The 11,893-nt window shown below is 68.7% G+C and carries 10 protein-coding genes and 1 riboswitch; of the genes, 5 read left to right on the top strand and 5 right to left on the bottom strand.

Annotated elements, in window-relative coordinates:
- Positions 1 to 9: 9 nt before the first annotated feature.
- Complete coding sequence (locus AB0J02_RS29770) at positions 10 to 1,011, bottom strand: decaprenyl-phosphate phosphoribosyltransferase (RefSeq protein ID WP_363196932.1); 1,002 nt, start codon at positions 1,009 to 1,011, stop codon at positions 10 to 12.
- A gap of 143 nt (positions 1,012 to 1,154) precedes the next feature.
- Positions 1,155 to 1,673, bottom strand: a complete 519-nt coding sequence (locus AB0J02_RS29775; protein WP_363196882.1) for a phosphatase PAP2 family protein — start codon at positions 1,671 to 1,673, stop codon at positions 1,155 to 1,157.
- A gap of 282 nt (positions 1,674 to 1,955) precedes the next feature.
- Here AB0J02_RS29775 and AB0J02_RS29780 point away from each other — a divergent pair, with 282 nt between their 5' ends.
- Positions 1,956 to 3,317 (top strand): FAD-binding oxidoreductase, encoded by a 1,362-nt coding sequence (locus tag AB0J02_RS29780; RefSeq protein ID WP_363196883.1) that lies wholly within the window; start codon positions 1,956 to 1,958, stop codon positions 3,315 to 3,317.
- Positions 3,318 to 3,611: 294 nt separating this feature from the next.
- Positions 3,612 to 4,367: a decaprenylphospho-beta-D-erythro-pentofuranosid-2-ulose 2-reductase gene (locus tag AB0J02_RS29785; protein ID WP_363196884.1), complete on the top strand. Its 756-nt coding sequence runs from the start codon at positions 3,612 to 3,614 to the stop codon at positions 4,365 to 4,367.
- Positions 4,368 to 4,450: 83 nt separating this feature from the next.
- On the opposite strand, the gene AB0J02_RS29790 is transcribed toward AB0J02_RS29785, so the two are convergent.
- Entirely contained in the window at positions 4,451 to 5,035 is a 585-nt protein-coding gene (locus AB0J02_RS29790) for a 2'-5' RNA ligase family protein (protein WP_363196885.1), read from the bottom strand.
- 58 nt (positions 5,036 to 5,093) lie between these two features.
- Entirely contained in the window at positions 5,094 to 6,107 is a 1,014-nt protein-coding gene (trpS, locus tag AB0J02_RS29795; protein WP_363196886.1) for a tryptophan--tRNA ligase, read from the bottom strand.
- Between the two features lie 220 nt (positions 6,108 to 6,327).
- On the opposite strand from trpS, the gene AB0J02_RS29800 reads away from it, so the two are divergent.
- Positions 6,328 to 6,927, top strand: coding sequence for a sigma-70 family RNA polymerase sigma factor (locus tag AB0J02_RS29800; protein WP_363196933.1), 600 nt, complete (start codon positions 6,328 to 6,330; stop codon positions 6,925 to 6,927).
- Entirely contained in the window at positions 6,908 to 7,717 is an 810-nt protein-coding gene (locus AB0J02_RS29805; RefSeq protein ID WP_363196887.1) for a hypothetical protein, read from the top strand. Before AB0J02_RS29800 ends, AB0J02_RS29805 begins: the two co-directional genes overlap by 20 nt.
- 1,001 nt (positions 7,718 to 8,718) lie before the next feature.
- On the opposite strand, the gene AB0J02_RS29810 is transcribed toward AB0J02_RS29805, so the two are convergent.
- Positions 8,719 to 10,179 carry a glycine hydroxymethyltransferase gene (locus AB0J02_RS29810; RefSeq protein WP_363196888.1) on the bottom strand — a complete coding sequence of 487 codons (1,461 nt, stop codon included), beginning with the start codon at positions 10,177 to 10,179 and terminating at the stop codon, positions 8,719 to 8,721.
- A 61-nt stretch (positions 10,180 to 10,240) separates the two neighbouring features.
- Positions 10,241 to 10,327: riboswitch (ZMP/ZTP riboswitch) on the bottom strand.
- A 139-nt stretch (positions 10,328 to 10,466) separates the two neighbouring features.
- Here AB0J02_RS29810 and rocD point away from each other — a divergent pair.
- Positions 10,467 to 11,702 carry an ornithine--oxo-acid transaminase gene (gene rocD / locus AB0J02_RS29815; protein ID WP_363196934.1) on the top strand — a complete coding sequence of 412 codons (1,236 nt, stop codon included), beginning with the start codon at positions 10,467 to 10,469 and terminating at the stop codon, positions 11,700 to 11,702.
- Positions 11,703 to 11,893 lie beyond the last annotated feature (191 nt).

Below are 11,893 nucleotides of genomic sequence, written 5' to 3' on the forward strand. Positions count from 1 at the left end.
CCCGCCCCCTCACCAGTCCGCGACCGCGAGTCCGTACATCGCCAGCCACACAATCCCGATCACCGCCAACGCCCGGTCCCGCAGCACCACGTCCTCCGGCTCACCCGCCGTGCCCCGGTCGGCGAAGACCGCGTATCTGAGAACCGCGACGATGAACGCCACCATCGACAACTGCCGCCACGGCAAGAGACTGCTGCGCGCGACACCCCCTTCCTCCATCGCCCACAGGCAGTACGCGAGTACGGCCACCCCGGCCGCCAACTGCCATACGAACCGCAGGTATCCCGTCGTGTACTCGGACAGCAGCGCCCGTGTGGCCCCCGCCTTGCCTGCCATCTGGACCGCCTCGGAGTACCGCTTGGCCGCAACCATGAACAGCGCGCCGAAACCGGTGGTGATCAGGAACCAGCGCGACAGCGGAATCCCGAGCGCGAGCCCGCCGATCATCGCCCGCATCAGAAACCCGGTGGTCACCACGACCAGGTCGACGACCAGCACATGCTTGAGGCTGATGCAGTACGCCAACTGCATCCCGACATAAGCGGTCAGCAGCGCCGCAGTCACGGGATTGCACAGCACCGCCGCCGCGGTTGGCGCGAGCACGGCCAGCGCCCCTCCGACGGCATAGGCGACCGGCACGGGAACCAGCCCCGCCGCCACCGGCCGGTTCCGCTTCACCGGATGCGCCCGGTCCGCTTCGGCGTCCCGAGCATCGTTGATCAGATACACCGCCGAAGCCGCTGCCGTGAACAGCATGAAGACGATGGCCAGTTGAACCAGCGCGTGCCGGACGAACAACTCCCCCGCCGCCGCGGGCGCGGCCACCACCAGGACGTTCTTCACCCACTGTTTCGGCCGCGCCGTCCTGAACAGCCCGGCGGACAATGCGAACGGTGTCGTCCCGCCACCCGCCGGCACCGGTTCGCGCGGTCGCTCCAGTACCGCCGTGGCGACCCCGCCCGCACCGGCTCTCACCGCCCCGACGAGCCCAGTTCCGTTCCCACTCGCCATCTCTTCCTCACCCCCTTGTCCGTTCCGTCCCTCTCCAAGCACCCCACGGCCGCCGTCCAAGCCGTCCAACGTCTCCAACTCGCGCGCCCCGCCCGCTGCTTCTGCTCCCCCGCTCCGCCGCTCCGCCCTCTCCATGCGCTCCGTCATCGCGCCTCACCCCCCGTCATCCAGCGCGCCCCGAGCCGCGCCGTGAGTGCCCCCAGCGCCGCGCCCGCCGCGACATCGGAGGGGTAGTGCACGCCGACCACCATCCGCGAGACGCACACCGCGGCGGCCAGCGGTGGAATCAGACGTGCCCCCATCGGTCCCAACGCCCCGTACGCGACCGCCGCCGCGGCCGCCGACGTCGCATGCGAGCTGGGGAACGAGTGCTTCCCCGCCGTCCGCACCAGCGGCTCGGCACCCGCCTCCGCACCCGGCCTCGGCCTGCGCACCACCCGCTTCATGCCCATGCTGGCCAGATGCGCCCCCGCAGTGAGAGCAGTCCCGCGCAGCCACGCCGGACGCCGCTCACGGTCGGCCGCAGCACCTAGCAGGCCGGCCGCCAGCCACAGCGCCCCGTGTTCACCGGCCCAGGACAGCGCCCGCGCCGCCCCGGCCACGCGCCGGTCGGTGCCACAGTCGCGCAGTGCCGTCAGCAGTCGGCGGTCCATGTCGTTCATGTGGCCCACTCTGAATCTCAAAACATCTACATCTTGGGCATTTTAGGATGACACTCGATCAATCACCCATTTCGGGGAGGAATCAGTAGTTTTAGGGTGAATCCATCTTCTTGGAACGATACGGTCGCGCACATGGCTGCCGACCCTGTCTCCACCCCCACTTCCGCACCCGCACCCGTCGCTGCCCCCCTGCCCGGCCCCACCTCCGCATCGGCGCCCGCGCCCGCTTCTCCAGCCCCAGCCCCGGCCCCGGCCCCGGCCCCGGCCCCGGGTGCACCCTCGATGCCTGGGTACGACACCGTGCCTGTCACCGGCTGGGGTCGTACGGCCCCCACATCCGCGCATCTGGTGCGCCCCCGCTCCTACGAGGAGACCCTGGCGGCAGTCCGGGAATGCGCTGCCCCCGGCCGCCGGGGCAGCATTGCCCGTGGCTTGGGGCGGGCTTACGGAGACGCGGCGCAGAACGCGGGCGGCGCCGTCCTGGACATGACCGGCCTGGACCAGATCCACGCCATCGACGCCGCCGGCGGCACCGTGCTGTGCGACGCGGGAATCTCGCTGCACAGGCTGATGGAAGTACTCCTTCCTCTCGGCTGGTTCGTCCCGGTCTCCCCGGGGACCCGCTATGTCACGGTCGGTGGGGCGATCGGCGCCGACATCCACGGCAAGAACCACCACGTCTCCGGGTCGTTCGCCCGCCACGTCCTCGCGCTGGAGCTCCTCACCGCCGATGGCGAGGTCCGGATCGTCGAACGCGGCACCGAACTTTTCGACGCCACCACCGGCGGCATGGGGCTGACCGGAGTCATCCTCACGGCCACCGTCCGCCTTCAGCGCGTCGAGACCTCGCTGATGTCCGTCGACACCGAACGCGCCACGGACCTCGACGACTTGATGTCCCGCCTCACCGCCACCGATCATCGCTACCGCTATTCGGTCGCCTGGATCGATCTGCTGGCCCGCGGAGCTGCGATGGGCCGCTCCGTCCTCACCCGCGGTGACCACGCTCCACTGGACGCCCTGCCCGCCCGAGCGCGGCGATCTCCACTGGCCTTCCGCCCAGGACGGCTCCCCTCCGCTCCCTCCTTTCTGCCCGAAGGCCTGCTGGGCCGTACCACCGTCGGGCTCTTCAATGAGCTGTGGTACCGCAAGGCGCCCAAATCCCGCGTCGGTGAAATCCAGAAACTTTCCACGTTCTTCCATCCCCTCGACGGCGTCCCCCACTGGAACCGCATCTATGGGCGCAGCGGTTTCGTGCAGTACCAATTCGTCGTCGGATACGGGAAGGAGGAGTCGCTTCACCGCATTGTGAAACGCATCTCCGACCGTGGTTGCCCTTCCTTCCTCGCGGTGCTCAAGCGGTTCGGCGAAGGGGACCCCGGCTGGCTTTCCTTTCCCATGGCGGGATGGACCCTCGCTCTCGACATCCCCGCGAACCTGCCGGAACTCGGCGCTTTCCTCGATGAACTCGACGAGGAGGTGGTCGCTGCGGACGGGCGTATCTATCTCGCCAAGGACTCCCGGCTGCGCCCCGAACTCCTCTCCGCCATGTATCCGCGACTGGAGGACTTCCGCTCCCTTCGCGCACGGCTGGATCCACGAGGCGTGTTCCGCTCAGACCTGTCCCGACGGCTGGATCTTTGAGCCTCGGCAGAGCCCGGGCCATGCGCTGAATCCACATGCGAACGCCTCCGCATTTCTTTCCACTCCCCTTCGCCATCCGACCCGACCACGCGTCCCGCAACTCACCCATTTCCACGGCCACTTGAACCACCCGATCCGTCGTCGGCGCGGAACCTCCGCGCCCTCGCACTTTTGATACACCGCTCGAGCCGATCAGGTTCCCGATCCCCGATCCTCGATTTTCGGACTCGAATCGCGGGCCTCTCGCATGCCGGCTCACCGCCACCCACTTCTGCCCCTGGGAGTTTGATTTTCATGAAGGACGCCTTCGGCATCCCCCAGTCCCTGCTCATCCTCGGCGGCACGTCCGAGATTGCGCTCGCGACAGCCCGCCGGCTCATTGCCCGACGTACCCGCACCGTCTGGCTCGCGGGCCGCCCGTCCCCCGCCCTCGACAGCGCGGCGGCGCAACTGCGTGAATTGGGCGCCGACGCCCGTGCCGTCCCGTTCGACGCCCTGGATCCGGAGTCCCACGAGGAGACTCTGGGCAAGGTCTTCGCCGAAGGCGACATCGACATGGTGCTGCTGGCTTTCGGCATCCTGGGCGACCAGGCCCGCGACGAGGGCGAGCCGTTGGCAGCCGTGCGTGTCGCGCAGACCAATTACACCGGCGCCGTCTCGACCGGTCTGATCTGTGCCAGGGCGTTGCAAGCCCAGGGGCACGGTTCGTTGGTGGTGCTGTCGTCGGTCGCGGGTGAGCGGGCCCGCCGCGCCAATTTCATCTATGGGTCGAGCAAGGCGGGTCTCGACGCGTTCGCGCAGGGACTGGGTGACGCGCTGCACGGCACAGGCGTCCACGTCATGGTGGTGCGGCCCGGGTTCGTGCGGTCGAAGATGACGGCAGGCATGGCCGAAGCTCCGATGGCCACGACGCCAGAGGCGGTGGCACACGCCATCGAGACAGGGCTCCGTCGCCGGTCGGAGACCGTCTGGGTACCGGGAACGCTACGCGTGGTCATGTCTGCGCTGCGACACGCGCCGCGGCCGCTATTTCGCAGGCTCCCGGTCTGACACTCCTCTACGCAGCACGTTCCTCCCCCGGGCGAGCGGGGTGGGCACCGCCTCCCCGCGTGGTGCGCGCTGTCCGGCCCGGATCAGCGGGCGGGCAGCCGCCGTCCCCGCGTCGTGCGGTCAGGGGCCTGTGCCGGGAGCGTGGGTTTGCCGAAAGTGAAATCCCGCAGCCTTCGCCAGATGCCGTCCGCGCCCTGCTCGTAGAGGGCAAAGCCATTGCACGGCCACGCCGCTTCGTAGTCGGCCAGTTCTTCGAAGGCGTGGTCCATCGCCTCCTCGGCGATGCCGTGCGCCACGGTGACGTGGGGGTGGTACGGGAACTGCAGCTCGCGCGCGACGGGCCCCGACGCGTCGCGCACCTGCTTCTGCAGCCAGGTGCAGGCTTCGGCGCCCTCGACGACCTGCACGAACACAACGGGCGACAGCGGACGGAAGGTTCCCGTCCCCGAAAGGCGCATGGCGAAAGGCCGCCCAGAGCCCGCGACCTCCAGCAGGTGCGCCTCGATCGCCGGCAGGTCCCCGGCCTCCACCTCGGTCGGCGGGAGCAGCGTGATGTGCGTGGGAATACCGTGCGCTGCGGGGTCGCCGAAGCCCGCACGCCGCTCCTGGAGCAGGCTGCCGTGAGGCTCCGGGACCGCGATCGATACACCGATCGTTACGGTCCCCACGTCGTACTCCTGTCATCGTGTGGTGGGCGTGCGGGCGGGACGTGCGGCTGGTCCGGGTTCAGTGCTTGGCGGGCAGGAAGCCGACCTTTTCGTACGCCTGGGAAAGAGTCTCGGCGGCGACGGCCCGCGCCTTCTCCGCGCCCTTGGCCAGGATCGAGTCGAGCGTCTCCGGGTCGTCCAGGTATTCCTGGGTGCGGGTCCGGAACGGCGTCACGAAGTCCACCATGACCTCAGCCAGGTCCGTCTTGAGCGCACCGTACATCTTGCCCTCGTACTTCTGCTCCAGTTCCGGGATACCGGTGCCGGTGAGGGTGGAGTAGATGGTGAGCAAGTTGCTGACACCCGGCTTGTTCACCGCGTCGTAGCGGATCACGGTGTCGGTGTCGGTGACCGCGCTCTTGACCTTCTTCGCGGTGGTCTTCGGCTCGTCGAGGAGGTTGATGAGGCCCTTGGGAGTCGACGCCGACTTGCTCATCTTGATCGACGGGTCCTGAAGGTCGTAGATCTTGGCCGTCTCCTTCAGGATGTACGGCGCCGGGATGGTGAAGGTTTCCCCGAAGCGGCCGTTGAAGCGCTCGGCCAGGTCACGTGTCAGCTCGATGTGCTGGCGCTGATCCTCACCGACCGGGACCTGGTTGGCCTGGTAGAGGAGGATGTCCGCGACCTGAAGGATCGGGTAGGTGAAGAGGCCGACGGTCGCACGGTCGGTGCCCTGCTTGGCGGACTTGTCCTTGAACTGCGTCATGCGGCTCGCCTCACCGAACCCTGTGAGGCAGTTCATGATCCAGCCGAGCTGAGCGTGCTCGGGAACGTGGCTCTGGACGAACAGCGTGCAGCGGTCCGGGTCGAGACCGGCGGCCAGGAGCTGGGCGGCTGCGAGCCGAGTGTTCGCAAGCAGTTCCTTCGGATCCTGCGGAACCGTGATCGCGTGCAGGTCCACCACCATGTAGAAGGCGTCGTGAGACTCCTGCAGCGCTACCCATTGGCGGACGGCGCCGAGGTAGTTGCCGAGGTGGAACGAGCCTGCGGTGGGCTGGATACCGGAGAGCACGCGGGGACTATCAGAGGCCATGCCCCTCATTCTCTCAGGTGTCTCTCATTGCTCGGGCCCAGGTGCGCGACGCGCTCACACCACCTGCGGAAGACGTGCGCGCGGGCATGGGCCCAGGCGTGACGGACTGTGAGAACTCGTGCGGGCCGGGTGGGAACCGATCGATGTCGGCCGGTGTATCAAAGGTGTGAGGGCACAGGGGGAAGTCCTGGAGGGGGGCCGCGTCGTCGACGAAGGTGCGGTGATCGCCCGCGTGCGCGCCGGAGAGCCGGAGGCGTACGCGGAGTTGGTCCGCGCCTTCACGGGAGTGGCCCTGCGGGCCGCGGTGGCGCTGGGCGCGGGAGCGGATGCGGAAGACGTGGTGCAGCAGTCCTTTTTCAAGGCGTACTGCAGCTTGGGGCGGTTCAGGGACGGTTCGGCGTTCAAGCCGTGGCTGCTCAAGATCGTCGCCAATGAGACGAGGAACACAGTGAGGACGGTGGGGCGGCAGCGCTCCGTCGCGGGCCGGGAGGCCGCCATGGTCGAGGCCGAGCCGCTGATACCGGAGTCGGCCGATCCGGCGGTCGCGGCGGTCGAAATAGAGCGCCGGTCCGAGCTGCTCGGCGCGCTGGAGCTGCTGAGCGAGGAGCATCGGCTCGTCGTCACCTATCGCTACCTGTTGGAGATGGACGAGTCGGAGACGGCACAAGCGCTCGGTTGGCCGCGCGGCACGGTCAAGTCCCGCCTCAATCGCGCGCTGCGCAGGCTCGGCCAGTTGTTGCCCGCGGGACAGGAGCCGGCCTCGGTACCGACGCAGCGGTTGAAGAGGGGAGGTGACAAGCGTGGAGGAGCGACGCGATGACGAGCAAGGGCTGCCTGACGAACTGCGATCGCTGGGCCGGCTCCTGGAGGGCCCGGAAGGCGCGGGCGAGACGATGGCGGAGCGCGTGCTGAGGCAGATACTCGCCGAGCGTGTGCCCACGCCGGTCGCCGAGCCGCAGGGACCGCGAAGGCTCCTCCGTCGGATACGGCGCTGGGCGCGGATGCGCTGGCGGGCTCTGGTGGCTGCGCTGTGCGGGGTTGCGACGATCGTCGTGTTCACGCCTCCCGTGCGGGCGGCGGTCACGGAGTGGTTCAGTTTCGGTGGTGTCGAGGTGCACTACGACCCGTCGGCAGCGCCGTCGGCCGCTGCCCACGTCCCGGACTGCGGTGGCTCCGTCTCTCTGGAGCAGGCGGTGCGCCGGGCCGGTTTCGAGCCGCTGTTCCCGTCCGAGCTGGGGACGCCCGACGCGATCACGGTCACCCGCGAGCGTGGCGATCGCGCTCTGCTCACCCTGTGCTGGCAAGACGGGGACCGCACCATACGGCTCGACGAGTATCCGGCCTACCTAGACCTCGCCTTCACCAAGACCGTCCCGGTCCGTCCACGTTGGGTGACGGTGGACGGTGACACTGGGCTGTGGTTCGAGCGCGAGCACCGGCTGAGCTTCTGGATGTACGACGAGCACGGCGAACGGTGGGCTCGGTCGGCACGCGCTGCGGGGCCGACACTGCTGTGGAGGCGCGGCTCCGATCTCACGCTGCGGTTGGAAGGCGTCACATCCGCCGACGAAGCGCTGAAAATCGCGAAGTCGACCCGGGATCCACGCTAGGGCCTACCCGCACACCCGGCCTCCGTCACGCGCTGAGGAGCCACGGTCACCCACTGCCGCATGATGCGCCGGACAAGCTCTGGCGGCCATCGGCAAAAGACCTCCCGCCGGATTGGGAACCTCGACAGCTCGAGCGGTGTACCAGAAGTGAACCGCTACGGACGAGCCGTGCGGGGAGCGAATCGGGGGCGTCGGATGCGTGCGGTACAGAGAGTGGCAGCACTGATCACAGGGCTCGCTGTCGCACTGGTCATGGTCGTGTGGAGTGGATCCCAAGCAATGGCCGGTGGGCCTACGAGCGTCCTCGTCGTTTCGCCGGAGAGCAAGCAGAGCGCGTCGCTCTACTTCAGCGACAAGGGATACCGGCGACTCGGCAGTCTGCTCGGCAAGCCGGGCGAAGGACACGAGAAACTGCCGCCCGGGCTTGGCGTCGGCGCGGGGCGACAGCTCAACATGACCTGGCTGCTCCACGACGTGCAGCCTTGGCGAGTGGACCGCGTCTATCCGGACACACCGGCCACCAAAGAGGTCTGGATATACACGTCCACGACCATCCCCCAGACGTTCAGCGGCTACTGGCACAGGGCTGAGAAGCCGACCGAGCTGCGATCGCTGCTGCACGAGCTGGGCGTGATGGGCAAGCGATCGACGGGAGGGGCTCCTCCCATATTTCCCAGCCCGGAGGCCCCCGGCATTCCTGCGGCCGGTCCAGGCACGGCCGCCAGCGCGCCTGGACCGGCCGCAGCGACGGCACAGGGCGATGGCACCGGCTGGTGGTGGATACTCCCCGGCTTGGTCGCCGGAGTCGCGGCGGCTCTGCTGCTGCGCCCGCTGGTGACGCGTCTCCCGGAGTCTCTGGCATCGGCTCGCAGGCGCATGGATCCGGGGCCTCGACAGGAGCTGCGAGACCTGGGGCCGTCTGGTGAGCACGTTCCTGATTCGAGAGAGGAGACGGCGCCGCCTCCGTCCGGGTTGGCCCAGGCGGAGGCGGCGGTCAGGGCTCAGGTGAGGTCGACACCCGGGTAGAGCGGGAAGCCGGAGAGGAGGTCGGCGGCCCGGTGGGAGACCTCGTCGGCGACCTTGGCCTCCAGGACGTGCTGGGCCTTCGAGACGGCGCCCTTGCTGGTGGTGCCGGGCTCGGTAGCCGCGAGGACGCGGTGGATGAGCGCGGCGATCTCGTCCATCTCGGTCGCACCCAGTCCACGGGTGGTGAGGGCGGGGGTGCCGATGCGGATACCGGAGGTGTACCAAGCGCCGTTCGGGTCGGCGGGGATGGCGTTGCGGTTGGTGACGATGCCGGAATCAAGAAGCGCGGACTCGGCCTGTCGGCCGGTCAGACCATAGGAGGTGGCGACATCGATCAGATTGAGGTGGTTGTCCGTACCACCGGTGACCAGGGTGGCTCCCCGCCGGGTGAGTCCCTCGGCCAGGGAGCGAGCGTTGTCGACGACGGCCTGGGCGTAGCCGCGGAAGTCGGGGCGGCGGGCCTCGGCGAGGGCGACGGCCTTGGCTGCCATGACGTGCGGAAGCGGCCCGCCCAGCACCATCGGGCACCCGCGGTCGACCTGGTCGGCGAGCGAGTCGTCGCACAGGACCATGCCGCCGCGCGGGCCGCGCAGCGACTTGTGGGTGGTCGTGGTGACGATCTGGGCGTGCGGCACCGGGTCGAAGTCTCCGGTGAGGACCTTGCCGGCGACGAGACCGGCGAAGTGCGCCATGTCGACCATCAGCGTCGCCCCGACCTCGTCGGCGATCTCCCGCATGATGCGGAAGTTCACCAGGCGCGGGTAAGCGGAGTATCCGGCGACGATGATCAGCGGCTTGAACTCGCGGGCTGTGGCGCGCAGCGCCTCGTAGTCCAGGAGCCCGGAAGCCGGATCGGTGCCATAGCTGCGCTGGTCGAACATCTTGCCGGAGATGTTGGGCCGGAATCCATGGGTGAGGTGGCCGCCGGCGTCCAGGGACATGCCGAGCATGCGCTGGTTACCGAAGGCCTGACGCAGCTCGGCCCAGTCGGCGTCGGACAGGTCGTTCACGTTGCGCACGCCGGCCCGCTTCAGGGCGGGGGCCTCGACGCGGTCCGCGAGGACGGCCCAGAAGGCGACGAGGTTGGCGTCGATGCCGGAGTGCGGCTGCACATAGGCGTGCTGAGCGCCGAAGAGTTCACGGGCGTGCTCGGCGGCCAGGGACTCGACGGTGTCGACGTTGCGGCAGCCCGCATAGAAGCGTCGGCCGACGGTGCCCTCGGCGTACTTGTCGCTGAACCAGTTTCCCATCGCCAGCAGGGTGGCCGGAGACGCGTAGTTCTCGCTGGCGATCAGCTTGAGCATTTCGCGCTGGTCGGCGATCTCCTGGCCGATGGCGTCGGCGACCCGGGGCTCCACACCCCGGATCACATCGAGGGCGCTACGGAAGGCGACGGACTCGGTCGACAAGGAGGAGGAAGGAGTGGGCTCTGGCATGACGGACCTCCGGGACGGGTTCTCCCCGGCCCGACCGGAGTCGGGCACATGGGGCGGAGCACGGTTCGGCCCAGGCGCACGGCACACAGTTCACGGGCCGCTCCCCGATGGTCGGTCCCATCCCAGCGCGCCAGTCACGGCCCGGGAATCACCCTACCGGGCTCGCCCCTGCACAAGGTTTCCGCGTCCATGATGCGAGCGACGATAGGAAAGGGTTACAAACCCGTCTCGCGCCGTAAGAGCCGCAAGGCCTTCAGAGCCGTAAGAACGGAGATCCCGTGACTTCTGTGACTTCCGCCGATGCCGCCGAGGACCCACGCGCCACGTCGGAGGGCTTGATCGCTGCCTCCGACGAGCACAGCGCGCACAACTATCACCCGCTGCCCGTCGTGGTCGCCACGGCTGAGGGCGCATGGATGACGGACGTCGAGGGGCACCGCTATCTGGACATGCTCGCCGGGTACTCCGCGCTCAACTTCGGGCACGGAAACCGACGGCTGATCGAGGCTGCCAAGGATCAGCTGGAGCGGGTCACCCTGACCTCGCGGGCCTTCCATCACGACCGGTTCGCCGAGTTCTGTACGCGGCTCGCCGAGTTGTGCGGCATGGAGATGGTGCTGCCGATGAACACGGGGGCGGAGGCGGTGGAGACCGCCGTGAAGACCGCCCGTAAGTGGGGGTACCGGGTCAAGGGGGTGCCGGACGGGCGGGCACGGATCGTGGTCGCGAGCGACAACTTCCACGGCCGGACGACGACGATCGTCAGCTTCTCCACGGACCCGGAGGCCCGAGCGGACTTCGGGCCGTACACGCCGGGGTTCGACATCGTCCCGTACGGGGACCTGGCGGCGCTCCAGGAGGCAGTCACCGAGGACACGGTGGCGGTCCTTCTGGAGCCGATCCAGGGCGAGGCGGGGGTGCTGGTGCCGCCGGCCGGTTACCTCGCGGGCGTGCGCGAGTTGACGCGCGAGCGCAGTGTGCTGTTCATCGCGGACGAGATCCAGTCGGGGCTGGGACGGACAGGGCGCACGTTCGCATGCGAGCACGAAGGCGTAGTCCCCGACATGTATGTGCTGGGCAAGGCGCTCGGAGGCGGCGTCGTACCGGTCTCGGCGGTCGTGTCGAGCAAGGCGGTGCTGGGGGTGTTCCGGCCGGGCGAGCACGGGTCGACCTTCGGCGGCAATCCGCTCGCGTGCGCTGTGGCCATCGAGGTGATCGCGATGCTGCGCGGCGGGGAGTTCCAGCAGCGAGCCGCGGAGCTGGGCGAGCATCTGCACGCCGAGCTGGGCCTGTTGACCGGGACGGGCAAGGTGACAGAGGTGCGGGGCCGCGGACTCTGGGCGGGCGTCGACATCGATCCGGCGTACGGGACGGGCCGGGAGATCTCGGAGAAGTTGATGGGCCGGGGAGTGCTGGTCAAGGACACCCATGGCTCCACGATCCGGATCGCCCCGCCCCTGGTGATCAGTAAGGAGGACCTGGACTGGGGGCTCGATCAGCTCCGTGCGGTACTTGGCGCGTGAACGGCAGCGCCCGGAGGCATCCGGAAGTTCCTTGACACCTGAAGAGTGAAGACACACCGGAAAGCGCCGATCCCGGAACCGGTTCCGGGATCGGCGGCTTGAGCCCGCCCGCGCCTACCGCCTCGTCCTGCGGGCCGAGCGGGCAAGGGGAAAACTGGCCTATCCCTCTCTTCCCCTAGAGTCGCTTTGTG

This window comes from Streptomyces sp. NPDC050264 (assembly GCF_040655895.1).
Taxonomy (GTDB): domain Bacteria; phylum Actinomycetota; class Actinomycetes; order Streptomycetales; family Streptomycetaceae; genus Streptomyces.

What these genes read in the sequence shown, in the direction of transcription:
- AB0J02_RS29785 (WP_363196884.1), top strand. Translation starts at nt 3,612, where the DNA reads ATGAAGGACGCCTTCGGCATCCCCCAGTCCCTGCTCATCCTCGGCGGC.
- AB0J02_RS29780 (WP_363196883.1), top strand. Translation starts at nt 1,956, where the DNA reads ATGCCTGGGTACGACACCGTGCCTGTCACCGGCTGGGGTCGTACGGCC.
- trpS (WP_363196886.1), bottom strand. Translation starts at nt 6,107, where the DNA reads ATGGCCTCTGATAGTCCCCGCGTGCTCTCCGGTATCCAGCCCACCGCA.
- AB0J02_RS29775 (WP_363196882.1), bottom strand. Translation starts at nt 1,673, where the DNA reads ATGAACGACATGGACCGCCGACTGCTGACGGCACTGCGCGACTGTGGC.
- AB0J02_RS29810 (WP_363196888.1), bottom strand. Translation starts at nt 10,179, where the DNA reads ATGCCAGAGCCCACTCCTTCCTCCTCCTTGTCGACCGAGTCCGTCGCC.
- AB0J02_RS29770 (WP_363196932.1), bottom strand. Translation starts at nt 1,011, where the DNA reads ATGGCGAGTGGGAACGGAACTGGGCTCGTCGGGGCGGTGAGAGCCGGT.